This window comes from Pseudomonas sp. ChxA (assembly GCF_030263855.1).
Classification (GTDB): Bacteria; Pseudomonadota; Gammaproteobacteria; order Pseudomonadales; family Pseudomonadaceae; genus Aquipseudomonas; species Aquipseudomonas fluorescens_CB.
In genome coordinates this window covers 1,334,645-1,360,574 of sequence record NZ_JARPMK010000001.1, presented here as the reverse complement: position 1 = coordinate 1,360,574, position 25,930 = coordinate 1,334,645, and the positions used below count along the sequence as shown (strand labels likewise).

General features: G+C 61.4%; 22 protein-coding genes and 1 pseudogene. 11 read left to right on the top strand and 12 right to left on the bottom strand.

What is annotated here, in order from left to right; translation table 11 throughout:
• Positions 1 to 19: 19 nt before the first annotated feature.
• Positions 20 to 1,396, bottom strand: a complete 1,377-nt coding sequence (gene ffh / locus P5706_RS06025; RefSeq protein ID WP_200432832.1) for a signal recognition particle protein — start codon at positions 1,394 to 1,396, stop codon at positions 20 to 22.
• Between the two features lie 233 nt (positions 1,397 to 1,629).
• Here ffh and P5706_RS06020 point away from each other — a divergent pair, with 233 nt between their 5' ends.
• The 3 genes from P5706_RS06020 (at position 1,630) to P5706_RS06010 (ending at position 5,393) form a co-directional block, all read left to right on the top strand.
• The gene (locus tag P5706_RS06020; RefSeq protein WP_056858696.1) at positions 1,630 to 2,442 is read left to right on the top strand and encodes a cytochrome C assembly family protein; all 813 of its coding nucleotides are present in this window, start codon (positions 1,630 to 1,632) and stop codon (positions 2,440 to 2,442) included.
• A 12-nt stretch (positions 2,443 to 2,454) separates the two neighbouring features.
• Positions 2,455 to 3,693 (top strand): transporter associated domain-containing protein, encoded by a 1,239-nt coding sequence (locus P5706_RS06015; RefSeq protein ID WP_285678766.1) that lies wholly within the window; start codon positions 2,455 to 2,457, stop codon positions 3,691 to 3,693.
• A gap of 389 nt (positions 3,694 to 4,082) precedes the next feature.
• On the top strand, positions 4,083 to 5,393 hold the full coding sequence (locus P5706_RS06010) for an MFS transporter (RefSeq protein ID WP_138813973.1): 1,311 nt from the start codon (positions 4,083 to 4,085) through the stop codon (positions 5,391 to 5,393).
• Positions 5,394 to 5,520: 127 nt separating this feature from the next.
• Here the strand turns inward: P5706_RS06010 and purT are convergent, their stop codons facing one another.
• The 5 genes from purT to P5706_RS05985 form a co-directional block, all read right to left on the bottom strand.
• Complete coding sequence (gene purT / locus P5706_RS06005; protein ID WP_014719785.1) at positions 5,521 to 6,702, bottom strand: formate-dependent phosphoribosylglycinamide formyltransferase; 1,182 nt, start codon at positions 6,700 to 6,702, stop codon at positions 5,521 to 5,523.
• A gap of 69 nt (positions 6,703 to 6,771) precedes the next feature.
• Positions 6,772 to 7,239, bottom strand: coding sequence for a VUT family protein (locus tag P5706_RS06000; protein ID WP_138813971.1), 468 nt, complete (start codon positions 7,237 to 7,239; stop codon positions 6,772 to 6,774).
• Positions 7,240 to 7,443: 204 nt separating this feature from the next.
• Positions 7,444 to 7,659, bottom strand: coding sequence for a DUF1289 domain-containing protein (locus tag P5706_RS05995; protein WP_138449462.1), 216 nt, complete (start codon positions 7,657 to 7,659; stop codon positions 7,444 to 7,446).
• Positions 7,656 to 8,180, bottom strand: a complete 525-nt coding sequence (locus tag P5706_RS05990; RefSeq protein WP_200432835.1) for a gamma carbonic anhydrase family protein — start codon at positions 8,178 to 8,180, stop codon at positions 7,656 to 7,658. Before P5706_RS05990 ends, P5706_RS05995 begins: the two co-directional genes overlap by 4 nt.
• 35 nt (positions 8,181 to 8,215) lie before the next feature.
• Complete coding sequence (locus P5706_RS05985; RefSeq protein WP_285678765.1) at positions 8,216 to 8,818, bottom strand: CoA pyrophosphatase; 603 nt, start codon at positions 8,816 to 8,818, stop codon at positions 8,216 to 8,218.
• A 146-nt stretch (positions 8,819 to 8,964) separates the two neighbouring features.
• Here P5706_RS05985 and P5706_RS05980 point away from each other — a divergent pair, with 146 nt between their 5' ends.
• The 7 genes from P5706_RS05980 to nagE all read left to right on the top strand — a co-directional run bounded on the left by P5706_RS05980 (position 8,965) and on the right by nagE (position 17,470).
• Entirely contained in the window at positions 8,965 to 9,513 is a 549-nt protein-coding gene (locus P5706_RS05980) for an NUDIX hydrolase (protein ID WP_285678763.1), read from the top strand.
• Positions 9,514 to 9,552: 39 nt separating this feature from the next.
• Positions 9,553 to 10,056 carry a L,D-transpeptidase family protein gene (locus P5706_RS05975; protein ID WP_200432837.1) on the top strand — a complete coding sequence of 168 codons (504 nt, stop codon included), beginning with the start codon at positions 9,553 to 9,555 and terminating at the stop codon, positions 10,054 to 10,056.
• A 271-nt stretch (positions 10,057 to 10,327) separates the two neighbouring features.
• Positions 10,328 to 11,086, top strand: a complete 759-nt coding sequence (locus tag P5706_RS05970) for a GntR family transcriptional regulator (RefSeq protein WP_099549346.1) — start codon at positions 10,328 to 10,330, stop codon at positions 11,084 to 11,086.
• A gap of 10 nt (positions 11,087 to 11,096) precedes the next feature.
• The gene (gene nagA, locus P5706_RS05965; RefSeq protein WP_285678762.1) at positions 11,097 to 12,203 is read left to right on the top strand and encodes an N-acetylglucosamine-6-phosphate deacetylase; all 1,107 of its coding nucleotides are present in this window, start codon (positions 11,097 to 11,099) and stop codon (positions 12,201 to 12,203) included.
• Positions 12,196 to 13,206, top strand: coding sequence for an SIS domain-containing protein (locus P5706_RS05960; RefSeq protein WP_455929623.1), 1,011 nt, complete (start codon positions 12,196 to 12,198; stop codon positions 13,204 to 13,206). The genes nagA and P5706_RS05960 overlap by 8 nt, the downstream gene beginning before the upstream one ends.
• Before the next feature lie 29 nt (positions 13,207 to 13,235).
• Positions 13,236 to 15,746, top strand: coding sequence for a phosphoenolpyruvate--protein phosphotransferase (ptsP, locus tag P5706_RS05955; protein WP_285678760.1), 2,511 nt, complete (start codon positions 13,236 to 13,238; stop codon positions 15,744 to 15,746).
• 26 nt (positions 15,747 to 15,772) lie between these two features.
• The gene (gene nagE / locus P5706_RS05950) at positions 15,773 to 17,470 is read left to right on the top strand and encodes an N-acetylglucosamine-specific PTS transporter subunit IIBC (protein ID WP_285678759.1); all 1,698 of its coding nucleotides are present in this window, start codon (positions 15,773 to 15,775) and stop codon (positions 17,468 to 17,470) included.
• Between the two features lie 197 nt (positions 17,471 to 17,667).
• Here nagE and P5706_RS37005 read toward each other — a convergent pair.
• The 5 genes and pseudogenes from P5706_RS37005 to purL all read right to left on the bottom strand — a co-directional run.
• A pseudogene (locus tag P5706_RS37005) lies at positions 17,668 to 17,871 on the bottom strand (DUF6124 family protein); the annotation flags it as partial.
• A gap of 274 nt (positions 17,872 to 18,145) precedes the next feature.
• The gene (locus P5706_RS05945; RefSeq protein WP_200432842.1) at positions 18,146 to 18,607 is read right to left on the bottom strand and encodes a Rid family hydrolase; all 462 of its coding nucleotides are present in this window, start codon (positions 18,605 to 18,607) and stop codon (positions 18,146 to 18,148) included.
• A gap of 236 nt (positions 18,608 to 18,843) precedes the next feature.
• On the bottom strand, positions 18,844 to 19,305 hold the full coding sequence (locus P5706_RS05940) for a Rid family hydrolase (RefSeq protein ID WP_200432843.1): 462 nt from the start codon (positions 19,303 to 19,305) through the stop codon (positions 18,844 to 18,846).
• Between the two features lie 235 nt (positions 19,306 to 19,540).
• A complete protein-coding gene (locus P5706_RS05935; protein WP_065930379.1) occupies positions 19,541 to 19,852 on the bottom strand; it encodes a YqfO family protein in 312 nt (103 codons plus the stop codon).
• A gap of 4 nt (positions 19,853 to 19,856) precedes the next feature.
• A complete protein-coding gene (purL, locus tag P5706_RS05930) occupies positions 19,857 to 23,753 on the bottom strand; it encodes a phosphoribosylformylglycinamidine synthase (protein WP_285682653.1) in 3,897 nt (1,298 codons plus the stop codon).
• Positions 23,754 to 24,040: 287 nt separating this feature from the next.
• Between purL and mltF the strand changes: the two genes are divergently transcribed.
• Positions 24,041 to 25,501, top strand: coding sequence for a membrane-bound lytic murein transglycosylase MltF (gene mltF, locus P5706_RS05925; RefSeq protein WP_058422684.1), 1,461 nt, complete (start codon positions 24,041 to 24,043; stop codon positions 25,499 to 25,501).
• A gap of 149 nt (positions 25,502 to 25,650) precedes the next feature.
• Here the strand turns inward: mltF and P5706_RS05920 are convergent, their stop codons facing one another.
• The gene (locus P5706_RS05920; RefSeq protein WP_200432844.1) at positions 25,651 to 25,929 is read right to left on the bottom strand and encodes a PTS sugar transporter subunit IIB; all 279 of its coding nucleotides are present in this window, start codon (positions 25,927 to 25,929) and stop codon (positions 25,651 to 25,653) included.
• Between the last annotated feature and the right edge of the window lies 1 nt (position 25,930).

Here is a 25,930-nt window from a genome sequence, read left to right as displayed (position 1 = left end):
CTATCCTCGAAGCAGGTCACTATATTTTTGGCATGCCGCCGCCGGGCAACATACCGCCCATGCCGCGCATCATCTTGGCCATTCCGCCTTTGGCGGAGAATTTCTTCATCATCTTCTGCATCTGCTTGTGCTGCTTGATCAAGCGACCGATGTCCTGCACCTGGGTGCCGGAACCCATGGCGATCCGACGTTTGCGCGAACCGCTGATCAGCTCAGGGTCACGGCGCTCGGCCGGGGTCATGGAGTTGATGATGGCTTCCATCTGCTTGAACTGCTTCTCTGCGGCGCCCTGGGCATTGCCCATTTGCGCCAGGTTCACACCGCCGATGTTCGGCAGCTTGTCCATCAGGCCACCGAGACCGCCCATGTTCTTCATCTGTTGCAGCTGGTCACGGAAGTCTTCGAGGTCGAAGCCCTTGCCCTTCTTCAGCTTCTTGGCCAGCTTATCGGCCTTGTCTTTGTCGAGCGTGGCTTCGGCCTGCTCGATCAGGCTGAGCACGTCGCCCATGCCGAGAATGCGTGAGGCGATACGCTCAGGGTGGAACGGTTCGAGCGCTTCGCTCTTCTCGCCCATACCGATGAACTTGATCGGCTTGCCGGTGATGGCGCGTACCGACAGCGCGGCACCGCCACGGGCGTCACCGTCGACCTTGGTCAGGATCACACCGGTCAGCGGCAGTGCGTCGCCGAAGGCCTTGGCGGTGTTGGCCGCATCCTGGCCGGTCATGGCGTCGACCACGAACAGCGTCTCGACCGGGTTGATCGCGGCATGCAGCGCCTTGATCTCGCCCATCATCTCTTCGTCGATGTGCAGGCGACCGGCGGTATCGACGATAACCACGTCGATGAATTTGAGCTTGGCTTCTTTAATAGCCGCGTTGGCAATGTCGACCGGCTTCTGGCTCAGGTCGGACGGGAAGAAGGTCACACCGACTTCGCCTGCGAGCATTTCCAGCTGCTTGATCGCGGCCGGACGGTAGACGTCAGCCGATACCACCATGACCGACTTCTTCTTGCGCTCTTTAAGGAAGCGCGCCAGCTTGCCGGCGGTGGTGGTTTTACCCGCGCCCTGCAGACCGGCCATCAGCACGACGGCCGGCGGCACGGCGCTGAGGTTCAAGTCTTCGTTAGCGGCGCCCATCAGGCTTTCGAGTTCGGCCTGGACGATCTTCACAAAAGCCTGGCCCGGCGTCAGGCTGCGGGACACTTCGGTGCCCACAGCGCGCTCTTTGACCGAGTTGACGAAGTCCTTGACCACAGGCAAGGCCACGTCGGCTTCCAGCAACGCCATGCGTACTTCACGCAGGGTGTCTTTAATATTGTCCTCGGTCAGCTTGGCCTTGCCGGTGACATGGCGCAGCGTCTGCGAGAGACGGTCAGTCAAGTTTTCAAACATGCGCGATCCTTTCAGGCCCTATTCATCGAAATGCAGTGGTGACCGAGGTAATGGCGGCCCAGGCTGTGGTAAATCGCTATTAAAAACAGCGCTCAGCAAGCCTGCGGCGTGGGCAGGTCGCGGATTATAGCGAAGACTGCGCCGCTGCACACGCGCTGTCTGGCCCGGGAGTCTTTCGTGCAGCGCAGGTGTGTGCCAAACTCAGCGCCTTTCGGGCTTGTCTATCAGGATTTATGGTCCCCTTGTCACCCAGTTTGCTACCCAGCCTCGCCGCCGCCCTTTTATATGCCGCTGCGACTCTCTATCAGGGCACTCGTCTGGCCCAAGGCGCTAAAGCGGACAAACGTCTGCTGGCAGGCCTGGGCGTCGTCGCCCTGCTGGCCCATGCCGCGAGCCTGTTCACCCACCTGATGACGCCGGTCGGCCTGGGCCTGGACTTTTTCAGTGCCGCCAGCCTGATCGCCGCTGCCGTCATCGCGCTGACGCTGCTGGCCTGCTACCGCATCCCGGTTGAAAACCTGCTGGTGCTGCTATTCCCGCTGGGAATGCTCACCGTGTTGCTGGCGCAATTCACGCCCACCGGCACCGTGCAGGTCATCGACGAAGAGCCGGGCATCCTTGCGCACATCCTGTTGTCGATCCTGGCCTACGGCATGTTCACCATTGCGGTGTTTCAGGCCTTGCTCGTGCTGCTGCAAGATCACCAGCTTAAAAACAAGCACCCGTCCGGGCTGATCAAGAACTTCCCGCCGCTGCAAACCATGGAAAGCCTGCTGTTTGGCTTCCTCTGGGCCGGTTGGACGCTGCTGTCGCTGTCGCTGATCTCCGGCTGGCTGTTCGTCGAGAACCTGTTCGCCCAGCACCTGGTGCACAAAACCCTGCTGGCGTGCCTGGCCTGGGTGGTGTTCAGCGTGCTGCTGTGGGGGCGTAACCGTCTCGGCTGGCGCGGGCACAAGGCGATCCGCTGGACCCTGGCCGGTTTCTGCCTGCTGATGCTGGCCTACTTCGGCAGCAAGCTGGTTCGCGAATACATCCTGCATATCTGACGGGCAGCAATAATGGACAACTTGCCCCTTGGGCCGATGCTCGCGGTAATCGCCCTGCTGATTTTATGGGCGGCGCTGTTTACCGCCATTGAGGCTGCACAACAGCACCTGCTGGCCATACGCCCTGGCACACGCCAAGGCGACAAGGCCGCCGCCCGCCTGAACTTCCCACGTAACAGCCTGATCCTGTGTAACAGCCTGTGCCGCGCGGCTGTGGTGATCCTGTGTACGTTGCTGGCGATTTATGCCTGGGCGCAAAACGGCCCGTGGCTCGGCTGGTTGATCTCCTGCGCGATGCTGCTGGTGCTCGCCGACTACCTGCCCCGTGCCCTCGCCGTCCGTCACCCTCACACCATCCTGGGCTTTGGCAACACGCTGCTGGGCGTGCCGCTGAAAATCCTCGCTCCGCTGGCCTGGCTGCTCAACGGCATCAGCCTGTTGCTGTTGCGCCCGTTTGCACGTAAATCCGGCGTGGTAAAGAAAAGCGACGAACCGTTGCCCGAGCATGACGACGAACCGGAGCCCGAGGCCAACGACAATCGCACGCCCGGCCTGCCCGGCATCCACGCCCTGGACAACATCACGGTCAACGACATCCTGGTGCCGCGCAGTGAAGTGGATGGCATCAACCTGGATGACTCGGTCGAAGCCATCATCGAGCAACTACGCACGTCCCAGCGCACGCGCCTGCCGGTGTTTCACAGCGACATCAACCAGGTGCAAGCGGTGCTCAACACTCGCCAGATCCAGCACTTGCTGCCCGACGCCAGCCTGACCAAAGAAGCCTTGCTCGCCGCCTGCCACGAACCCTACTTCGTGCCGGAAAGCACGCCGCTGCAATTGCAGTTGCTGAACTTCCATAAACAACAACGGCGCCTGGGCATGGTGGTGGACGAATACGGCGAGGTGCTGGGCATCGTCACCCTGGAAGATATCCTCGAAGAAATCGTCGGCGAATTCGAAAGCGATCAGGCGGTGGATAACCCGCACATTGAAGCGCAACCTGATGGCCGTTACATCATCGACGGCGCCGCCTCGATCCGCGAACTGAACAAAAGCCTGGGCTGGCACTTGCCCAGCGATGGCCCCAAGACCCTCAATGGCCTGGTCACCGAGGCGCTGGAGACTATTCCGGACTGCGCGGTCTGCCTGAAAATCGGCCGCTATCGCCTGGAAATCCTCGAGACCGAGGACAACCGCGTGAGCAAGGTGCTGATCTGGCATACCAGCCGCGTGCCGGTGGCCGCATAACCGCCCCTGACACTACTCAGTCCAATGTGGGAGCTGGCTTGCCTGCGATGCAGGCACCTCGGTCGTTCAGCTAAACCGGGGTGATGCAATCGCAGGCAAGCCAGCTCCCACACAAGCCAGTCTCCACACAAGCCAGCTCCCACATTTAGATTATTTGCCTGCCAACGCCCCCTTGTTGGATCCGCAAACCCCTTCCTATAATCGGCTCGGCTTACCCAAGCCCCGCCCGACCGCGTGCTACCCGCACTCAGCGCGTCCAGGCACCGCCTTACCGTGTCTGACCGGTGTTTGCTCCCATCCCGAGCCGCCCCGCTTACAACCCTGATCCATGGGTGTTCGACCAATAAAAATCCGCGTAAAAACGCGCAATGACCGCCAGGGATACCTCAATGAGCACCACCTACAACGAGGCCGCCACCGCCGCCCCGCTCAACTCGACCGCACGGGTCGCCACGGCGAGCATCGTCGGCACCGCCATCGAGTTCTACGACTTCTATATCTACGCCACCGCTGCGGCACTGGTGATTGGCCCGGTGTTCTTCCCGCAGACCTCCGGCACCGCGCAAATGCTGGCGTCGTTTCTGACCTTCGGTATCGCCTTTATTGCCCGCCCGCTGGGTTCGGCGCTGTTCGGCCACTTTGGCGACCGCATCGGGCGCAAATCCACGCTGGTGGCCTCGCTGCTGCTGATGGGCGTGTGTACCACGCTGATTGGCTTGCTGCCGGGCTATGACAGCATCGGGGCCTGGGCGCCGATCCTGTTGTGTGTGCTGCGCTTCGGCCAGGGCCTGGGGCTTGGCGGCGAATGGGGCGGCGCGGCGTTGCTGGCCACCGAAAACGCACCCAAGGGCAAGCGCGCCTGGTTTGGCATGTTCCCGCAACTCGGCCCATCGATCGGCTTTTTGGCGGCCAACGGCCTGTTCCTGATCCTGGCCATGAGCCTCAACGACGAGCAGTTCCGCAGCTGGGGCTGGCGCATCCCGTTCATCCTCAGCGCAGCGCTGGTGATGGTCGGCCTGTATGCGCGGCTCAAGTTGCATGAAACGCCGGTGTTCGCCAACGCCGTGGCCAAAGAGGCGCCGGTGAAAGTGCCGCTGGTAGAGCTGTTCAGCCAGCATTGGCTGCCGGTACTGCTGGGCGCCGCTTCCATGGTGGTGTGCTATGCGCTGTTTTACATCACCACCGCATTTTCCCTGAGCTACGGGGTTTCGACCCTGGGCTACAGCCGTGAGATGTTCCTCGGTTTACTGTGCTTTGCGGTGCTGTTCATGGGCCTGGCCACGCCGCTGGCGGCCTTGGCCAGCGATCGCTACGGGCGCAAGCCGGTGCTGATCGTCGGCGCGGTGCTGGCGATTTTGTCGGGTTTCACCATGGAGCCCCTGCTGACCCACGGTTCAACCTGGGCGGTGGCGTTGTTCCTGGCGCTGGAGCTGTTCCTGATGGGTGTGACCTTTGCCCCGATGGGCGCCATGCTGCCGGAGCTGTTCCCGACCCGCGTGCGTTATACCGGCGCGTCGGCGGCGTATAACCTCGGTGGGATTGTCGGCGCGTCGGCCGCACCGTTTTTCGCAACCAAGCTGGTGGCGATGGGTGGGCTGAGTTATGTCGGTGGGTATGTGTCGGCGGCAGCGTTGCTCAGCTTGATTGCTGTGCTGTGCCTGAAAGAGACGCGGGATAATGATCTGAACAAGGTGGCCTGAAGCCGATCGTTCCCACGCTCCGCGTGGGAATGCCTCTTGTGACGCTCCGCGTCACGCTTTGGGCTTTGGGACGCAGAGCATCCCGGGCTGCATTCCCACGCAGAGCGTGGGAACGATCGGGTTGGGGTTACAGCTCTACAACAACAGCCTTGGAGGCTCGGGTCGCTTTAGCTCGGGCAGCCTCAATCGACTCATCCCGCGCCAACGCCACGCCCATGCGGCGCTGGCCATTCACTTCCGGCTTGCCAAACAGACGCAATGCCGTGTCCGGCTCGCTCAAGGCCGCGCCCAGGTTGGCGAATGCCGTCTGAGTCGACTGCCCTTCCACCAGGATCACCGCTGAAGCCGAAGGCCCGAACTGGCGAATCAACGGAATCGGCAGGCCCAGGATGGCGCGCGCGTGCAGCGCGAACTGCGACAGGTCCTGAGAAATCAGGGTCACCAGACCGGTGTCATGCGGGCGCGGCGACACTTCGCTGAACCACACCTGATCGCCCTTGATGAACAACTCCACGCCAAACAGGCCACGGCCGCCCAACGCCTCAGTCACGGCTTTGGCAACGCGCTCGGATTCGGCCAGAGCAATCGGGCTCATGGCTTGTGGCTGCCAGGATTCCTGATAATCGCCCTTCTCCTGACGGTGCCCCACTGGCGCACAGAAGGTGGTGCCACCAATGTGTCGCACGGTCAGCAGGGTGATTTCGTAGTCGAAGTCGATAAAGCCTTCGATGATCACGCGGCCTTTGCCGGCACGCCCGCCTTCCTGAGCGTAATCCCAGGCTTTTTGAACATCATCGGTGCTGCGCAGCAGGCTCTGGCCCTTGCCCGACGAACTCATCACCGGCTTGACCACACACGGGAAGCCCAGGTCTTGCACGGCCTTGCTGTAGTCTTCGAAGGTGTCGGCGAAGTGGTACGGCGAAGTCGGCAGGTCCAGCTCTTCAGCGGCCAGACGACGGATGCCTTCGCGGTTCATGGTCAGCGAGGTAGCACGCGCGGTCGGGATCACGGTGAAGCCTTCGGCTTCCAGTTCCACCAGCGTTGCAGTGGCGATGGCTTCGATTTCCGGCACGATGAAGTGCGGCTTTTCGGCCTCGATCACCGCACGCAGGGCGGCGCCGTCGAGCATGTTGATCACGTGGCTGCGGTGCGCCACCTGCATGGCCGGCGCGTTGGCGTAGCGATCCACGGCAATCACTTCAACGCCCAGGCGTTGCAGTTCGATTACCACTTCCTTGCCCAGCTCACCGCAGCCACACAGCAAAACGCGGGTCGCGGTTGGCGACAATGGAGTTCCGATTCGGGTCATCTCAGGTCCTCAGGGGAGCGGATCATGGGGAGAAAGGCCGGCATTTTACATGAACTGTAAAAATTGGCCTCAGTTGACGACAGCCCGTTTGCGCATGCGCCAGGCCATGATCAGCCACACCACCGTGACCCCGGCAAATTTCGACACCAGTGCGGTGCCGGCCACTGCCGGTGTGAGCGCGCCGATCAAGCCGAAGAAGATAAAGGTATCGAGGGGAATGCTCAGCGCCGAACTTATCCACAGGCGATCGTGCAGCGGGCGCTTGGTGATGCTGAACACCAGCCAATCGATGCACTCGGACACCGCAAACGCCGTGGCGCTGGCCAGGGCGATGGACGGGTCGGAGGTGATATACGAAAGCACCAGCGCCGCCAGCATGGCGATGATCGCGCCATGGCCGAAGCGGGTTTGCACCATGTCGCGCAGGATAAACACCAGGCCACCCCAGGCGGACCAGATCACATCCAGGTGCGGGGCGGTGGAAAATGCGAAGTTGATCAGCACGACGCTGCTGATGTAGGCGATCAGGAAGAGCATGGGGCGAGGACCTATGGGTAATGCCGCACAGGTTAATGCACAAACAATCACTGTGGCGAGGGAGCTTGCTCCCGCTGGGGCGCGAAGCGGCCCTTATACAGGTGATTGCGGCGTACCCGAAGAAATGCAGTCGCCTGATGTGGGGCTGCTTCGCAGCCCAGCGGGAGCAAGCTCCCTCGCCACAAAAAGAAGCATTCCAACAGTTCAGGCGCCAGATTTGCCGGGCATCATCCACACCAACCCACTCGCCATCGCCCGTTCATGGCACAACCCCAACACCACCCGGCGTTCAGCGTTATCCATGCGGCTCCAGCGCGTAATCTCATCTACAGTACGCTGGCATCCGGTACAAATGTCGTCATCGTCCAGCGCACAAATGCTCACGCAGGGCGAGGCGACGGGGCGTTCAACAGGGTTCATTGTTCCTGCTCAACCAGGTCACGCGCATAGCGCTGCGCGTTATGCACATAGTGCGCGGCGCTGGCTTCGAGCATGCGCTTCTGCGCCTCGGTCAGCTCACGTACCACCTTGCCTGGCGAACCCATTACCAGCGAGCCATCGGGGATTTCCTTGCCTTCGCCAATCAGCGAATTGGCGCCGATGATGCAATGCTTGCCGATCTTGGCGCCGTTGAGGATCACCGCGTTGATGCCGATCAGGCTGTAGTCGTCGACGCTGCAGCCGTGCAGCATGGCGTTATGGCCAATGGTCACGCCGGTGCCCAGGGTCAACGGGTAGCCCATGTCGGTGTGCATCACGCTGCCGTCCTGCACATTGCTGTTCTTGCCGATCAGGATCAGTTCGTTGTCGCCACGCAACACCGCGTTGAACCAGACGTTGGCGCCCTCTTCCAGCTTGACCTTGCCGACCAGCGTGGCATTCGGTGCCACCCAGCTTTGTGGATGCGTCTCGACGCGGGCATCGCCCAGGCGGTATTTCATGGTTTGTCCTCACGGCTGGCCATTCAAGCGATGGCTTAGATATTGATAAAGCTTTTAGGCGGCTGGTGCAGGCTGATCTTGGCGTCGTCATAGAGCAGGTTAATCAGCTCCACGATCATGATTGCCGTCAGCCCCCAGATCTTGTATTCGCCAAATCGGTAGCTGGGCACATACCAACTGCGGCCCTGGTAATCGATGCGGTGGGTATGTTCGCGCGGGTCCTGGCGGAAAAACTCCAGCGGTACGCTGAACACGGCGGCGATCTCGGCATCGTTGGCCAGGTATTCGACGTAATCGGGGATCACACCGACATAGGGCGTTACACGAATGCCATGCAGGGAAATCAGCGGGCTTAATGGGCCTATCACTTCCACCAAGCCGGGCGGCAGGCCGATTTCTTCTTCGGCTTCGCGCAGCGCGGTGAAGATCAGGTCCGGGTCTTCGGGGTCACGCCGCCCTCCAGGAAACGCCACTTCGCCACCGTGGGTCGACAGGCCGCTGGCGCGCAGGGTCAGGATCAGCTCGGGTTCGTCGCAGCGGGTAATCGGCACCAACACCGCGGCCTCGGGGAAACGCCCGTCAGTTTCCAAGGTGTGGGGGGTGTGATTGCTTACCCGGCGAAGTAGCTCGTCCAGCATGAGTCATCTCGGTCTGTTGGCTACCTTGCATCATGCACCAAAGCTGGCAGGCGCCCAACCCCAAAACCACCGGCGTGTCGCTAAACGACAACTTGCAGCGCCCTGCCCGCCACGCCAAGATAGACGCACTTTCCAGGAACCCCAGCATGAACTTCTGCAGCCAGTGCGGTAAACCGGTTACCCAACGCATTCCCGAAGGCGACGGCCGCCTGCGCTATGTGTGTGATCATTGCTCGACCATTCACTACCAGAACCCCAATATCGTTGCCGGCACCGTGCCGGTGTGGGGCGATAAAGTGCTGCTGTGTCGCCGCGCCATCGAACCGCGCCTGGGTTACTGGACCCTGCCCGCAGGCTTTATGGAAAACGGCGAAACCGTCGAACAGGCCGCCGCCCGTGAAACCCTGGAAGAAGCCTGCGCCCGCGTGCGCAACTTGAACATCTATACGCTGATCGATGTGCCGCACATCAGCCAGGTGCATATCTTCTACCGCGCCGAACTGGTCGACCTGGAATTCGCCGCAGGCCCCGAGAGCCTTGAAGTGAAGCTGTTTGATGAGGCCGACATCCCTTGGTCCGAGCTGGCTTTCCGCACGGTCGGGCGTACCTTAGAATGCTTCTTCGCTGACCGCAGTCAACAGCTGTTCCCGGTGCGCAGCGAGTCGGTGCCGCCGATGACGCGGCCAGCCAAATAACAATTCCAGGCAGCACCTTCTACAAGGGAAACCGTTTTAATGCGTTGGTTGCTCGCTCTGATCTGCCTGTCGTTCGCCACCCTGTCTTGGGCCTCCACGGTGGAAATCATCGGTGGCAAACCGGTCGAGAAAATCCTGGTGCTCAAGTCCGCCCATCAGTTGCAACTGATCAACGACGGCAAACCGCTGAAAACCTATCGCATCTCGCTCGGTAAAAACCCCAAGGGCACCAAACTGATGGAAGGCGACCGTCGCACGCCAGAGGGCTTCTACTGGATCGACTGGCGCAAGACCAGCGACCGCTTCAACCTGGCCATGCACATCTCCTACCCCAATATCAGTGACTCGGCCCGCGCGCGCCGCGAAGGCGTGAAACCCGGCAGCATGATCATGATCCACGGCACCCCCGACACCGAGGAATACCCGGAACAGTGGTTTCACACCCTGGACTGGACCGACGGTTGCATCGGCATGCGCAACGTGGACATGCGCGAGGTCTGGAACCTGGTCAAAGACGGCACCATGATCGAGATTCGTCCGTAATCGCCTGCCGCTCGTAAAATAAGTCAAAAAAAATTCAAAAAAAATCCTGCCCATGGCGGCGCCTGCCGGTGAATACCAGTTCACTGCGCGGGCTGCGCAATTGTGCGCGCACTAAAGACCTCTCTAATACCACTTGATACCAGGCACCATTACTGCGCGTTAAAACAGGCGTCGGCACTGTTTTGGCTGCATTGACATGGTATTTAAGTGGTATTAATTTCCGCTCAATACCGGGCGACAACATTCCAATAACGCATCGGAAACCTGACAGATGAATCCCATACTGGCGCTGCGCCCCGACGACAAACAGTCCACGCCGCTGTACCTGCAATTGGCCCGCAAGCTCGAAGCGGCGATCCATGCCGGCGAGTGGAAATCCGAGCAGGCCTTGCCGTCGGAACGGGTCCTTAGTGAGCAACTGAGTATTTCCCGGGTCACCGCGCGTAAAGCCCTGGAAGTGCTGTTTGCCCAAGGCTTGATTCGCCGCAGCCAGGGTTCCGGGACCTTTATCACCCCGCGTCTGGAACAGCCGCTGTCGCGCCTGTCGGGGTTCAGCGAGATGTTGCGCCTCAAGGGCTTTGTGCCCACGTCCCAGTGGCTGGAGCGCGACATCACCCCGCCGACCCACGAAGAACTGATCCGCCTGGGCCTGTCGCCGACCGACAAAGTGGCGCGGCTCAAACGCCTGCGTAAGGCCGATGACACCGTAATGGCAATTGAAATGACCGCCATGCCCGCCTCCGTGCTGCCAAACCCGCAAGCCATCGGCAACTCGCTGTACGAATACCTGGAAAGCATTGGCAAACCTGTAGTGCGTGCGCTGCAACATATCCAGGCAATCAATGCCTCCGATGAGTTCGCCAAGCTGGTCGGCATCGCCCCCGGCACCGCCATGCTGCTGATGACCCGAGTCGGCTACACCGCCGACAACACGCCAATTGAAATCACCGACACCTACTGCCGCAACGACTACTACGACTTCGTCGCAGAGCTGCGCCGCAATGACTACTCCGCTGAACTGCGAGTTTAGAGAACTGCCCATGTCCGAAGACAACATCCTCACGCCCGGCGGCTGGATTCGCGGCCGCCTGGTGCACGAACACGGCAAGGTAGTCGCCATCGACGGCACGCCGTGCGACCCGAGCGACAATGACCTGCCCTACTTGCTGCCGGGCTTTATCGACCTGCACGTTCACGGCGGTGGCGGCAAAGACATCATGGAAGGTACCGACGCCTTCGAAACCATCACCCGCACCCACGTGCGCTTTGGTACGACCTCGCTGCTGGCTACCACCATGACCGCACCGGTGGATGAAATCTCCCGCGTGCTCGGCGAACTCGGCACGTTCTGCGAGCAACGTCCTACAGGCAGCGCCCGGGTCCTCGGCGTGCACCTGGAAGGCCCCTACATCAATCCGGGAAAACTCGGCGCGCAACCCAACTTTGCCCACACCGCATTGATGGCCGAAGTGGAAGCCTACCTGCGCTTGGCGCCGATCCGGGTGATCACCATTGCTCCGGAAATCGCCGGCCACGATGCCTTGATCCGCGCCCTCAGCGAACGCGGCGTGCGCATGCAGATCGGCCACACCCTGGGCAGCTATGAAGAAGGGGTTGCCGCCCTCGCCGCCGGCGCCACCAGCTTCACGCATTTGTATAACGCCATGAGCCCGTTGCATCACCGCGAACCGGGGATCGTCGGCGCCGCGTTGGCCCACGCCAAGTACGCAGAATTGATCCCGGACTTGCTGCACGTGCATCCCGGCGCCATGCGCGTGGCGTTGCGCTCGATCCCGTGCCTGTACTGCGTCACCGATTCCACCGCCGCCGCCGGCATGCCCGACGGCGAATACAAGCTGGGCAGCCACACCGTCACCAAATGCCTGGGCGGCGTGCGCCTGGCCGACGGCACCTTGGCCGGCAGCACCCTGACCATGGATCAAGCGCTGCGCAACCTGGTGAAGATCGGCCTGCCGATCAGCGAAGCCTCACAACGCCTGTCGCAATTTCCTGCGGACTATCTGGGCCTGGAAGAACGCGGGCGCCTGCAACCCGGCAGCTTTGCCGACTGCGTGCGCTTGGACCGCTCCCTGACACTCACCGACGTAATGGTCGAAGGAGAAACCATTGACTTCAAAAATGCTTGAAGAGGCCCTGGCCTCCTGTGACGCCGTTGAGGCCCAACTGCAGCGCCTCAACCCGATGCTGGAGGAAGTGGCCGGGCGCCTGCGCCGTCAGCCGCCGCAAGTGGCGATGACCATTGCCCGTGGCAGTTCGGACCACGCCGCCAGCTACTTCGCCTACCTGGCCATGCAGCACGTGGGCATACCGGTGGCGTCGTTGCCGATGTCGGTGGTGACCTTGCTGCAAGCGCCGTTGAAGGTCAGCGGCCAGGTGGCGTTCGGTTTCTCCCAGTCTGGGCAAAGCCCGGATTTGGTCAACAGCCTGCGCCTGCTGCGCAAACGCGGGGTTTTGAGCATTTCGATGGTCAACGCCGAAGACTCACCGCTGGAAGCCGCGTGTGAATTCCACGTGCCGCTGTGCGCCGGGCCGGAGCAGAGTGTCGCCGCGACCAAAAGCTTTATCGCCACTTTAAGCGCCAGCGCGCAGTTGATCGGCCACTGGAACCAGGACCTGTTGCTGCTGCAAGCCTGCCAGGCCCTGCCCGACGGCTTGCGCGAAGCCGCCACCCAGGATTGGGCGCCAGCCATCGAAGCCCTGCGCAGCAGCCAACGCCTGATTGTGATCGGCCGTGGCGCCGGTTTTGCCATCGCCCAGGAAGCCGCGCTCAAACTCAAGGAGACTTCGGCGATCCAGGCCGAAGCCTTCAGCAGCGCCGAAGTGCGCCACGGGCCGATGGCCTTGATCGATGAGAACTACCCACTGCTGGTATTCGCCCCACGCGGCGCCGAGCAAGCCGGGCTGCTGAGCCTGGCCGCCGATATGCGCCAACGCGGCGCACGCGTCTTGCTGGCCGCGCCGGACGATATCGTTGAACGCGACCTGACCCTGAGCCGCGCCGAACACCCGAGCCTGGACCCGATCCTGGCGATCCAAAGCTTCTACGTGATGGCCGCAGGCCTGGCGGAGGCCCGCGGCATGGACCCGGACCAGCCGCGCCACCTGAGCAAAGTTACCCGCACTCACTGAGTCGCGTTTTCCTGATGAGTACCGTGCCCATGTCCTACAACAATAATGAATTGACCCTAAGCGCCCCACTCAGTGGCCCGGTGCTGAGCCTGGGCAACGTTCCCGATGAAGTGTTCGCCAGTGGTGCCATGGGCGACGGTATTGCCATCGACCCGCTGAACGACTGCCTGCACGCGCCGTGTGATGGCGTGATCATCCACGTTGCGCGCACCGGGCACGCGCTGACCATTCGCGCCGACAACGGTGCCGAAGTGTTGATGCACGTAGGCATCGACACCGTGGAATTGAACGGCGAAGGCTTTGCCCTGCTGGTCAAGGATGGCGCACGGGTGAGCCAGGGCCAGGCGCTGGTGCAATTTGATCTGGACCGCATTGCGCGCCAGTGCAAAAGCCTGGTCAGCCTGATCATCCTGACCAATGGCGAGGGTTTTGAGCTACGGCCGGTAGCGGGAAAAACCGTCAAGGTCGGTGAGCCGTTGCTGCACATTGCCGCGCGTTCGGCAGCGCCGTTGCAGGCGGTTGTGGATAACTCGGTCACCGAAGTGCGCGCCAGCGTGCGCATTACCCACCGTGGCGGTTTGCATGCCCGCCCCGCCGCGCTGGTGCGCAAGACCGCGCAGGGCTTCAGCAGCCATGCTGAGCTGCACTTCGCCGGTAAGTCGGCGCCGTGCGATAGCCTGATTGGCTTGATGGGGTTGGGCATTGGTGAAGGTGATGAAGTGCGCATCACCTGTCGTGGCAAAGATTGCGAGGCGGCGTTGCAGGCGTTGGTGGCCGCACTCTCGGTTGCTGCGAGTGAAGAACACCACGCGCCGGTAGCCGTGGCACCGCGTCGGGCGAATACCGAAGCCGGTGTGTTGCAAGGCGTGTGCGCCGCGCCCGGCCTGGTCTGTGGGCCGCTGTTTCGCCTCACCGGTATCGAACTGCCGCAAGACACGGGCAGCCATATCGCCGACGAACAACTGCAGCACCTGGACACCGCGCTGGAGCAAGTGCGCGGCGAAATTCGCAGCACCCTGGCGCAGGCACGCCAACGCAAGAACGTTGAAGAAGAAGACATCTTCGCCGCCCACCTGGCGCTGCTGGAAGACCCCACGCTGCTGGACGCCGCCACCGGCGCCATCGAGCAAGGCAGCGCCGCCACTCACGCTTGGCGCGATGCGATCCAGGCGCAATGCGCGGTGTTGCTGGCATTGGGCAAACCGCTGTTTGCCGAGCGCGCCAACGACCTGCGCGACCTGCAACAACGGGTGCTGCGTGCGCTGTTGGGCGAAACCTGGCACTTCGAATTGCCCGCCGGTTCGATTGTCAGCGCCCATGAACTGACCCCCTCCGACCTGCTGCAACTGAGCGCACAAAACGCCGTGGGCATTTGCATGGCCGAAGGCGGCGCAACGTCCCACGTCGCGATTTTGGCCCGAGGCAAAGGCTTGCCGTGTGTGGTCGCGCTGGGCGCCGAAGTGCTCGACGTGCCCCAAGGCCAACGCGTGGTGCTGGACGCGGCCAACGGTCGCCTGGAACTGGCGCCCAGCGATGCGCGCCACGCCGAAGTGCACCAGATTCGCGATGCGCAGAAACTGCGCCGTCAGCAACAACAGGCCCAAGCCCAGCAAGCGGCGCAAACCCGCGATGGCGTGAGCATTGAAGTGGCGGCCAACGTCGCCTCCAGTGCCGAGGCCCAAGTGGCGTTTGAAAACGGCGCCGATGGCGTGGGCTTGCTGCGTACCGAATTCCTGTTTGTCGACCGTCGCACCGCGCCGGACGAGCAAGAGCAGCGCCAGGCCTACCAGGCCGTGCTGGATGCCATGGGCGAAAAGTCGGTGATCATCCGCACCATCGACGTAGGCGGCGACAAACAGCTCGACTACCTGCCGTTGCCGGTTGAGGCCAACCCGGTGCTGGGCCTGCGCGGCATTCGCCTGGCCCAAGTGCGCCCGGACGTGCTCGACCAGCAACTGCGCGCGCTGCTGCAAGTGTCCCCATTGGCGCGCTGCCGCATCCTGCTGCCGATGGTCAGCGAGGTGGATGAATTGCTGCAGATCCGTCAGCGTCTGGATGAACTGTGTGCCGAGCTGGAACTGACCCAGCGCCCGGAACTGGGCGTGATGATCGAAGTGCCCGCCGCTGCACTGATGGCCGAGCAACTCGCCAAACACGCAGACTTTTTATCCATCGGCACCAATGACCTGTCCCAGTACACCCTGGCCATGGACCGCGACCACGCGGGCCTCGCCGCACGGGTGGATGCCTTGCACCCGGCGCTGCTGCGCTTGATCGCGCAAACCTGCGCCGGCGCCGCCAAGCATGGGCGTTGGGTGGGTGTATGCGGCGCCCTGGCGTCCGACCCGCTGGCCACGCCGGTGCTGGTTGGCCTGGGTGTGAGTGAACTGTCGGTAAGCCCGCCGCAAATCGGAGAAATCAAGGACCGCGTCCGCAACCTGGACGCGGCGCAATGCCGGCAATTGAGCCAAGGCCTGCTCGACCTGAGCAGTGCCAAGGCCGTTCGCCAAGCCTGTCAACACCACTGGCCGCTGAGCTGAAAACAACAAGAATAGGGAGACACGCCATGTACCAACATTTCATCGAAGGCCTGCAACGCCTGGGCCGCGCGCTGATGCTGCCGATCGCGATTCTGCCGATCGCCGGCCTCTTGCTGCGCCTGGGCGACACCGATCTTTTGAACATCGCGGTGATGCACGATGCCGGGCAAGCAATTTTCGCCAACCTCGCGCTGATCTTCGCCATCGGTATTGCCGTGGGTTTTGCCCGCGACAATAACGGCACGGCAGGTTTGGCCGGGGCGATTGGTTACTTGGTGATGATCTCCACGCTCAAGGTGATGGACACCACCATCAACATGGGCATGCTCGCCGGTATCGCCAGCGGCTTGATGGCCGGTGGGCTGTATAACCGCTTCAAGGACATCAAGCTGCCGGAGTACCTGGCCTTCTTTGGTGGGCGACGGTTTGTGCCGATTGTCACCGGGTTTTCGGCGGTCGCCCTGGGGGTGATCTTTGGCTTGATCTGGCCGCCGATCCAGCACGGCATCAACAGCTTCGGCGTGTTGCTGATGGAAAGCGGCAGCTTTGGCGCGTTCGTGTTTGGCGTGTTCAACCGCTTGCTGATCGTCACCGGCCTGCACCATATCCTCAACAACATGGCGTGGTTTGTGTTCGGCAGCTTTACCGACCCAACCACCGGCGCCATCGTCACCGGCGACCTGACCCGCTATTTTGCCGGCGACCCGAAAGGCGGCCAGTTCATGACCGGTATGTTCCCGGTCATGCTGTTCGGCCTGCCCGCCGCGTGCTTGGCGATGTACCGCAATGCACTGCCGGAACGGCGCAAGGTCATGGGCGGAATTTTCCTGTCGATGGCGCTGACCTCGTTTTTGACCGGCGTGACTGAGCCGATCGAATTCGCGTTTATGTTCCTCGCACCCTTTTTGTACCTGATCCACGCGGTGCTCACCGGCCTGTCGATGGCCGTGACCAACATGCTGAATATCCACCTCGGGTTTACCTTCTCCGGTGGCTTTATCGACATGGTGCTCGGTTGGGGCAAGTCCACCAACGGCTGGCTGGTGTTCCCGGTGGGGTTGGCTTATGCGGTGATCTACTACAGCGTGTTCAACTACTGCATTCGCAAGTTCAACCTGAAGACACCGGGGCGTGAAGACATCCAGGTGGTGCAGGCTGAGGTGATGACCGATAACCAGCGGGCCAGTGCCTACATCCGCGCACTCGGCGGTGCAGAGAATTTGCTGAGTGTCGGCGCGTGCACTACACGTCTGCGCCTGGACATGGTTGATCGCAACAAGGCGGTGGATGCGCAGTTGAAAGCACTCGGCGCCATGGCTGTGGTTCGGCCGGGTAACGGCGGGAGTTTGCAGGTGGTGGTTGGGCCGATGGCCGACAGCATTGCCGATGAGATTCGCCTGGCGATGCCGTCGTTTGTTGCCAGTGCGCCGGTGGCCGCCCAGCCTGTGGATAAGCCGGTTGCGGTGAATGTGCAGGAAGCCGAGAAGTGGCTGAATGCTTTAGGCGGTCGGGCGAATGTGCGCCAGCTGGAAGCGGTGGCGATGACCCGGTTGCGGGTGGAATTGGGCGATGATTCAGTGCTGTCTGAAGCGGACCTGACTGCGCTGGGTTGCCAAGGTGTGAGCCAGCTGGACAGCGGGGTTTGGCATTTGTTGATTGGTGACAAGGCCACTGGACTGGGTGAGGCACTGGAGCGGTTGGTTACCCGCCCAATCAACGCCTGACCACCACTGTGACCGATCAACCACTGTGGCGAGGGAGCTTGCTTGCGCTGGGCTGCGCAGCAGCCCCTTGCCCAGCCTACACATTCTTTCAGAAAGAACTCTGTGGCAGGTTTTGGGGGCGCTTCGCACCCCAGCGGGAGCAAGCTCCCTCGCCACAGAGTGGGTGTCTTCAGTGGCTGATGGGGATTTCTTGTAGATCCAACAAGCATCCGATGAATCCCCAGCACCGCATCACGCTGCGGGCCGTCGATGTCAAAAGCCAAGTTGCCTGCCAGTGCTTGAAGTGATGCCAGGTCTTGGGAGGCATTGGCGAGCAGGGTTTCGCTGTTCAGGTTGGAGAGTACGGAGAAGATTTGATCGGTTGGTTGATCGCCTGCTAGGTGGGACGCAGCTCCATACAGAAATAGGCTCCTACATAAATTTCAGGCTTGCAGCCCCGGTCGCCACATTGGCGGCGACCCGAGAAGACTAGTGCCGCCAGTTCCGAGGGACAACCTGAAAATCCTGTGGAAAATATCTGAGCCGCCTGCCCCGGCGCCATCGCAGGCAAGCCAGCTCCCACAGACTGCTCGACCAACTGTGGGAGCTGGCTTGCCTGCGATTGGCCCTTGCAGGCAGCAAAAAACCCGCTGGCCAAACCGGCCCAGCGGGTTTCTTGTATGCACAACTCACCCATCACTTCGCCGCAATGCACTCCATTTCCATGCGAGCATCCCAGGCGAGCTGGTTACCGCCGAAGGCGCTGCGAGCCGGGTACGGCTTTTTGAAATACTCTTTGTACACGTCGTTGAAGGCTGGCCATTCTTTGATATCGGCCAGGAAAACGGTGCACTTGACCACATCCTTGAGCTCGTAACCGTTGGCCGCAAGCGTGGTTTTTATGTTCTCGATGGCCCGGCGCGATTCCGGCACGATACCGCCAGGCACCACCTTGTCGGTGCCGGGAGCGTCGCCGAGTGCGCCAGAGGTGTAGAACACGTTGCCTACACGTACACCGTCGGAAAACGGCAGGTTAAAACGCCCCGAATCATAGAACTGGACGTTGCCCTTAGCCTCGGGCTTACCGGCCCACGCGCCGCCAACGCCAACCAATATGGCCGACAAAACACCGACTGCAACCCACTGCAATATCTTCATGATAGGACACCTTGCTGCTGGGTCTAGGCCCTGGACATCCACACGCACACGTATGTGGGCGTGCTGTCTCTGGCTCTCCAGCCCAGCAGCACACTATCTTCCCTGGTGATAACGCCTCTGTAGGAGCTTTCCGGTTTCTCTGGTCAAATCGCCCTACTCACAATGTTTTATTCCAGACACAAAAAACCCGCTGTCCGTTATGGCCCAGCGGGTTTCTTGTGTTCAAAACTCATCCATCACTTCGCCGCAATGCACTCGATTTCCATGCGGGCATCCCAGGCGAGCTGGTTACCGCCGAAGGCGCTGCGAGCCGGGTACGGCTTTTTGAAATACTCTTTGTACACTTCGTTGAAGGCTGGCCACTCTTTGATATCGGCCAGGAAAACGGTGCACTTGACCACATCCTTGAGCTCGTAACCGTTGGCCGCAAGCGTGGTTTTGATGTTTTCAATGGCTTGGCGCGATTCCGGCACGATACCGCCTGGCACCACTTTATCGGAGCCGTGAGCGTCGCCGATTTCACCTGCGGTGTAGAACACATTGCCGACACGCACGCCGTCGGAAAACGGCAGGCTAAAACGCCCCGAATCATAGAACTGGACGTTGCCCTTGGCCTCGGGCTTACCGGCCCACGCGCCGCCGACGCCAACCAATATGGTTGACAGAACACCGACTGTAACCCACTGCAATATCTTCATGATAGGACACCTTGCTGCTGGGTCTAGGCCCTGGACATCCACACGCACACGGATGTGGGCGTGCTGTCTGTGGCTCTCCAGCCCAGCGGCACACTATCTTTCCTGGCGACAACACCTCTGTAGGGCTTTCCGGTTTCTCTGCTCAAATCCCCCTACCCACAATGCTTTATTCCAGGCACAAAAAACCCGCTGTCCTTTATGGCGCAGCGGGTTTGTTGTTTTTGCAATCTGCGAATCAAAAATCCGCCAGCTGCCACACCTCATAAGCCGGTGTCTCATACGGATGGCTCAGCTTGAGCGCAGCCACAACAGCCACAATCAACTCATCGGCCACCACCAGCTCAACCTTCCATTCTTCAACCACTTCAACCTGGCCCACCTGCCCGAGAAACGGCTGGCTGCCGTCCAACGCGCGGAATTGGCCCTGGCCCAGCACTTGCCAGGCACAGCTGTCGTAGTTGCCGATGCGCCCGCCACCGGCTGCAAAGACGGCGGTTTTCACCGTCTCCACATGGCTGGCGGGCACAAAGAAGGCGAGCTTGTACACCGCCTTAGTTCACCCACACGCGAGCGTTGCGGAACATGCGCATCCACGCGCCGTCTTCGTTCCACTCTTCCGGGCGCCACGAGTTTTGCACGGCGCGGAATACACGCTCCGGGTGCGGCATCATGATGGTCACGCGGCCGTCGCGGCTGGTAAGGCCGGTGATCCCGCGCGGGGAGCCGTTCGGGTTGGCCGGGTAGCTTTCGGTGACCTTGCCGTGGTTGTCGACAAAACGCATGGCGACGCAACCGGACAGGTCGGCTTCAAGCAAGGCTTCTTCGCTGGAGAATTCCGCATGGCCTTCACCGTGGGCGATGGCGATTGGCATGCGCGAACCGGCCATGCCTTGCAGGAAGATCGAGTTGGATTCCTGCACCTGCACCATGGCGACACGGGCTTCGAACTGCTCGGAACGGTTGCGCACAAAGTGCGGCCAGAACTCGCTGCCCGGGATCAGTTCGCTGAGGTTGGACATCATCTGGCAACCGTTGCACACCCCCAGGGTGAAGCTGTCGTTGCGCTCGAAGAAGCCCTGGAACGCATCGCGGGCACGGCTGTTGAACAGGGCCGATTTGGCCCAGCCTTCACCGGCACCCAACACGTCACCGTAGGAGAAACCGCCGCAAGCGACCAGGCCTTTGAACTCGTTGAGGTCAACACGACCGGCGAGGATGTCGCTCATGTGCACGTCGATCGCATTAAAGCCGGCGCGGTCGAACGCGGCCGCCATTTCCACCTGGCCGTTGACGCCCTGCTCACGCAGTACGGCAACTTGTGGGCGAATGCCTTTCTTGATGTAAGGCGCGGCGATGTCCTGGTTGACGTCGAAGCTGAGCTTGGTGCTCAGGCCCGGGTTGTCTTCTTCCAGGATCACGTCGAATTCCTGCTCGGCGCAGTCGGCGTTATCACGCAGGCGTTGGATCTGGTAGCTGGTCTCAGCCCACTGGCGTTGCAGCAGACGGCGCTGGCCGGCAAACACGGTATCGCCATTGAAGGAGATATTGATTTCACCGTTGTTGATCGGCTGGCCGATTACCGCCACGCAGTCGTCCAGGCCAGCGGCGCTGAATTGGGCGAGCACGTCCGGGGTGGCGTCCTGGCGAACCTGGATCACCGCGCCCAACTCTTCGTTGAACAGGATGCCGTTGATTTCGGCAGCATCCTCGGCAACGCTGTCGAGCACAATGTTCAGGCCGCAGTGACCGGCAAACGCCATCTCGACAACGCTGGTCAGCAAACCGCCGTCGGAACGGTCGTGGTAAGCCAGCAGGTGGCCGTCGGCGTTCAGGCCCTGGATCACGGCGAAGAAGGCTTTGAGGTCTTCGGCGTCATCCACGTCCGGCGCGTGCTTGCCGAGCTTGCCGTGGGTTTGCGCGAGGATCGAGGCGCCCATGCGGTTCTGGCCACGGCCCAGGTCGATCAGGATCAGATCGGTGGTGCCCTTGTCCATGCGCAATTGCGGGGTCAGGGTCTGGCGGATGTCGGTGACCGGGGCAAAACCGGTAACGATCAGCGACAGCGGCGAGGTGACGCTCTTGTCGGTGCCGTCTTCGTTCCAACGGGTGGCCATGGACATGGAGTCCTTGCCCACCGGAATGGTGATACCCAGCTCCGGGCACAGCTCCATGCCGACAGCCTTGACGGTGTCGTACAGGCGCGCATCTTCACCCGGGTGGCCGGCGGCGGACATCCAGTTGGCCGACAGTTTAATGTCGGACAGCTTGCCGATGCGCGAAGCGGCGATGTTGGTGAGGGTTTCACCAATGGCCATGCGACCCGACGCCGGGGCGTCCAGCAGGGCCAGCGGCGTACGCTCGCCCATGGCCATGGCTTCACCGGTGTACACATCGAAGCTGGTGGCAGTGACGGCAACGTCAGCCACCGGAACCTGCCATGGGCCAACCATTTGGTCACGGGCAACCAGGCCGGTGATGGTGCGGTCGCCGATGGTGATCAGGAAGCTTTTGCTCGCCACGGCTGGGTGGTGCAGCACGCGCTCGATGCTGTCGGCCAGTTCCAGCGTGCTTGGGTCGAAGTCATCGCCCAGCTCGGTTTCGCGCACGGCGGAGCGGTGCATACGCGGGGCTTTGCCCAGCAGCACTTCCAGCGGCATGTCGACCGGGCTGTTGCCGAAGTGGCTGTCGGTGACCGTCAGCTGCGGTTCGGCAGTGGCTTCGCCGACCACGGCAAATGGGCAACGCTCACGTTCACAGATGGCCTGGAAGCGCGCGAAGTCTTCAGGGCCAACGGCCAGTACGTAGCGTTCCTGGGATTCGTTACTCCAGATTTCGTGCGGGGCCATGCCCGGCTCGTCGTTTGGAATGTTGCGCAGTTCGAAACGGCCACCACGGTCGCCATCGTTGACCAGCTCGGGGAAGGCGTTGGACAAACCGCCGGCGCCGACGTCGTGGATGAAGCTGATCGGGTTCTTGCCACCCAACTGCCAGCAACGGTCGATGACTTCCTGGCAGCGGCGTTCCATCTCTGGGTTTTCGCGCTGTACCGAAGCAAAATCCAGGTCCGCCGAGCTGGTGCCGGTGGCCATGGAGGAAGCTGCGCCGCCGCCCAGGCCGATCAACATCGCCGGGCCGCCGAGTACGATCAGCTTGGAGCCGACCAGAATCTCGCCTTTCTTGACGTGTTCTTCGCGGATGTTGCCCATGCCGCCAGCCAACATGATTGGCTTGTGGTAGCCGCGTACTTCATCGCCACGCGGGGTGGTGATGGATTGTTCAAACGTACGGAAGTAACCGGTGAGTGCCGGGCGCCCGAATTCGTTGTTGAACGCGGCGCCGCCGAGCGGGCCTTCGATCATGATGTCGAGTGCGGTAACGATGCGCTCAGGCTTGCCGTACGGCACTTCCCACGGTTGTTCGAAACCTGGGATCTGCAGGTTGGACACCGTGAAACCGGTGAGGCCAGCCTTGGGCTTGGCGCCACGGCCGGTGGCGCCTTCGTCACGGATTTCGCCGCCCGAACCTGTGGCTGCGCCCGGGAACGGGGCAATCGCGGTCGGGTGGTTGTGAGTCTCAACCTTCATAAGGATGTGCACCGGCTCCTGCACCGCGCCGTACTGGCGGGTTTCGGGGTCCGGGAAGAAACGGCCGGCAACGGAGCCGACGATCACCGAGGCGTTGTCCTTATAAGCAGAAAGAACGCCTTCGCTGTGCATCACGTAGGTGTTCTTGATCATGCCGAACAGGCTTTTTTCCTGGCTTTCGCCGTCGATGTCCCAACTGGCGTTGAAAATTTTGTGACGGCAATGCTCGGAGTTGGCCTGCGCAAACATCATCAGCTCGATGTCATGCGGGTTGCGCTTCAAGCCATTGAAGGCGTCGACCAGGTAGTCGATCTCGTCTTCGGCGAGCGCCAGGCCCAGTTCGGTGTTGGCCTTCTCGAGAGCGGCGCGGCCACCGCCGAGCACGTCAATCGCGGTGAGCGGCTTGGGCTCGGCGTGGCTGAACAGGCCGGCAGCCTGTTCCAGCTGGCTGACAATGATCTGGGTCATGCGGTCGTGCAGGCTGCTGGCGATCAGCTCGGCTTCGGCGTCACTGAACTGGCCAGCCACGTAGAAGGCGATGCCACGCTCAAGGCGCTGGATGCTCGACAGGCCGCAGTTACGGGCGATGTCGCTGGCCTTGCTCGACCAGGGCGAGATGGTGCCGAACCGCGGCAGAACCAGGAACAAGCGGCCGGTCGGCTCTTGAACGGGAACGCTGGGGCCGTACTTCAGAAGGCGTGCGAGCACTTGCTGTTCGTCGGCGGTCAAGACGCCGGTTACGTCGGCGAAGTGAGCAAATTCAGCATACAAGCCTGTAACAGCTGGAACCTTTTGGCTCAGTTGCTCAAGGAGTTTGCTGTGGCGAAAGGCAGAAAGGGCAGGAGCGCCGCGCAGGATCAACATCTTCGGGACAGCCTCGGGAAGGGGGTGTGCTTTGAGGCCGTGCATTCTAGCGTAAACCTGCGCCAACGGCACCCGAAACGGCACGGCTGGCCGCTGCCGAACGTCAGTTGGCAGGGATTGCACGCTTTCGGGGCGAAATACTGGGGTTAGCCTGCAGTTATTTTAACCGTCACAAACCCTCGCTAACCCACGTTTCTGCGGGCTGCAGCCCGGTTTTGCGGGTGCTAGCAGACAAGTCCGCTGCTGTCGAGATATGGCGCCGAGGGTCGTTTGCGTATACTGCGCAGATGTTCTCCCCTACTGCTTTACGCCCGCGATGCGCCAAATGGCTGATCGCAACCGGACTCTTCCTGATGCTCAGCGCCTGTGTTGATAAGCCCAGCACGCTCGAGCGAATCAAGGAGGATGGCGTATTGCGGGTGATTACCCGAAACAGCCCGGCCACGTATTTCCAGGACCGTAACGGTGAAACCGGTTTCGAGTATGAACTGGTCAAGCGCTTTGCCGATGACTTGGGCGTGAAGCTGGAAATCGAGACTGCCGATAACCTCGATGATCTGTTCGGCCAACTGGGTAAACCCAATGGTCCGGTTCTGGCGGCCGCAGGTTTGGTCAGCAGCGAGCAACGTGCGCAACAGGTGCGTTTCTCCCATCCATACCTGGAAGTCACGCCGCAGATCATCTACCGCAACGGCCAGTCGCGCCCCACCGGCCCGGCAGACCTGGTAGGCAAGAAAATCATGGTGCTCAAGGGCAGCACCCACGCAGAGCAATTGGCGGCGCTTAAAAAACAGAACCCTGCGATTGAATACGAAGAGTCCGACGCCGTTGAGGTGGTCGACCTGCTGCGCATGGTGGATGAGGGCCAGATCGACCTGACCCTGGTGGACTCCAACGAAGTCGCAATGAACCAGGTGTATTTCCCCAACGTGCGCGTGGCCTTCGACCTCGGCAATGCCAGCAACCAGAGCTGGGCCGTGGCGCCGGGGGAAGACAACAGCCTGCTCAACGAGATCAACAGCTACCTGGACAAGGTCGAGAAAAACGGCACCCTGCAGCGGCTTAAAGACCGTTACTACGGGCACGTCGATGTACTCGGCTATGTCGGCGCCTACACCTTCGCCCAGCATTTGCAGCAACGCCTGCCCAAGTACGAGAAACACTTTCGCACCTATGCCAAGGAAGAAAAGGTCGACTGGCGCCTACTGGCGGCCATCGGCTATCAGGAATCGCTGTGGCAACCGGCCGTCACCTCCAAGACCGGCGTGCGCGGCCTGATGATGTTGACCCAGAACACCGCGCAGGCGATGGGTGTGTCCAACCGCCTGGATGCCAAGCAAAGCATCATGGGCGGTGCCAAGTACCTGGCCAAGATCAAGGATGAGTTGGACGACAGCATTGCCGAGCCGGACCGCACCTGGTTCGCCCTCGCCGCCTATAACGTCGGCACCGGCCATCTGGAAGACGCGCGCACGCTGGCCAAGAAAGACGGCCTGAACCCGAACAAGTGGCTGGACGTGAAGAAGATGCTGCCGCGCCTGTCGCAGAAGCAGTGGTACAGCAAGACCCGCTACGGTTATGCACGCGGTGGTGAGCCGGTGCACTTTGTGGCGAACATCCGGCGGTATTACGACATTCTCACCTGGGTGACCCAGCCACAGTTGGAAGGCAACCAGGTGGTGGAAGGCAACTTGCACGTGCCGGGTATCGACAAGACCAAGCCGCCGGAAGATAACCCGCAGCTGTAAACCCAACCGCCCAAACGACCCATATCCCTGTGGGAGCGGCGGTGCGACGATTCGACTTGCCCGCGATGGCGGCTAGCCAGTCAACATATTCGTTTCCTGACACACCGCTATCGCGGGCAAGCCCGCTCCCACAGTTGATCCTCGTCGTTTTATAGGCCGGTGAGCAGATGCACGACACCACCCGTTAATACCATAGCTGCCGGTACACCCGCTGCCTTCAGCGCCTGCGCATCCAGCCGCCCTGCATCCTGCAACTGCACCCGCACCCGCGTCAGTGCCACGCGCTGTTGCGACTTGAGGTTATCCACACCGCCCAATGCGCTCAGCACCTCGGTCGACAACAGCCCCTGCGCAGGCGCCACCACGGTTTCGGCTATCAGATCCGGGGTCAGGGCTTTCCAGAATGCGCGCTGTAATTTCTCGAACATG

Coding starts and splice junctions, on each gene's coding strand:
- P5706_RS05940 (WP_200432843.1), bottom strand. CDS start 19,305: ATGAAGATATTGCAGTGGGTTACAGTCGGTGTTCTGTCAACCATATTG.
- P5706_RS05985 (WP_285678765.1), bottom strand. CDS start 8,818: ATGCTGGACGAGCTACTTCGCCGGGTAAGCAATCACACCCCCCACACC.
- P5706_RS05970 (WP_099549346.1), top strand. CDS start 10,328: ATGAATCCCATACTGGCGCTGCGCCCCGACGACAAACAGTCCACGCCG.
- mltF (WP_058422684.1), top strand. CDS start 24,041: ATGTTCTCCCCTACTGCTTTACGCCCGCGATGCGCCAAATGGCTGATC.
- nagA (WP_285678762.1), top strand. CDS start 11,097: ATGTCCGAAGACAACATCCTCACGCCCGGCGGCTGGATTCGCGGCCGC.
- P5706_RS05960 (WP_455929623.1), top strand. CDS start 12,196: ATGCTTGAAGAGGCCCTGGCCTCCTGTGACGCCGTTGAGGCCCAACTG.
- purL (WP_285682653.1), bottom strand. CDS start 23,753: ATGTTGATCCTGCGCGGCGCTCCTGCCCTTTCTGCCTTTCGCCACAGC.
- P5706_RS05945 (WP_200432842.1), bottom strand. CDS start 18,607: ATGAAGATATTGCAGTGGGTTGCAGTCGGTGTTTTGTCGGCCATATTG.
- P5706_RS05975 (WP_200432837.1), top strand. CDS start 9,553: ATGCGTTGGTTGCTCGCTCTGATCTGCCTGTCGTTCGCCACCCTGTCT.
- P5706_RS05920 (WP_200432844.1), bottom strand. CDS start 25,929: ATGTTCGAGAAATTACAGCGCGCATTCTGGAAAGCCCTGACCCCGGAT.
- P5706_RS06020 (WP_056858696.1), top strand. CDS start 1,630: ATGGTCCCCTTGTCACCCAGTTTGCTACCCAGCCTCGCCGCCGCCCTT.
- P5706_RS06010 (WP_138813973.1), top strand. CDS start 4,083: ATGAGCACCACCTACAACGAGGCCGCCACCGCCGCCCCGCTCAACTCG.
- P5706_RS05990 (WP_200432835.1), bottom strand. CDS start 8,180: ATGAAATACCGCCTGGGCGATGCCCGCGTCGAGACGCATCCACAAAGC.
- nagE (WP_285678759.1), top strand. CDS start 15,773: ATGTACCAACATTTCATCGAAGGCCTGCAACGCCTGGGCCGCGCGCTG.
- purT (WP_014719785.1), bottom strand. CDS start 6,702: ATGACCCGAATCGGAACTCCATTGTCGCCAACCGCGACCCGCGTTTTG.
- P5706_RS05980 (WP_285678763.1), top strand. CDS start 8,965: ATGAACTTCTGCAGCCAGTGCGGTAAACCGGTTACCCAACGCATTCCC.
- ffh (WP_200432832.1), bottom strand. CDS start 1,396: ATGTTTGAAAACTTGACTGACCGTCTCTCGCAGACGCTGCGCCATGTC.
- P5706_RS05995 (WP_138449462.1), bottom strand. CDS start 7,659: ATGAACCCTGTTGAACGCCCCGTCGCCTCGCCCTGCGTGAGCATTTGT.
- ptsP (WP_285678760.1), top strand. CDS start 13,236: ATGTCCTACAACAATAATGAATTGACCCTAAGCGCCCCACTCAGTGGC.
- P5706_RS06000 (WP_138813971.1), bottom strand. CDS start 7,239: ATGCTCTTCCTGATCGCCTACATCAGCAGCGTCGTGCTGATCAACTTC.
- P5706_RS06015 (WP_285678766.1), top strand. CDS start 2,455: ATGGACAACTTGCCCCTTGGGCCGATGCTCGCGGTAATCGCCCTGCTG.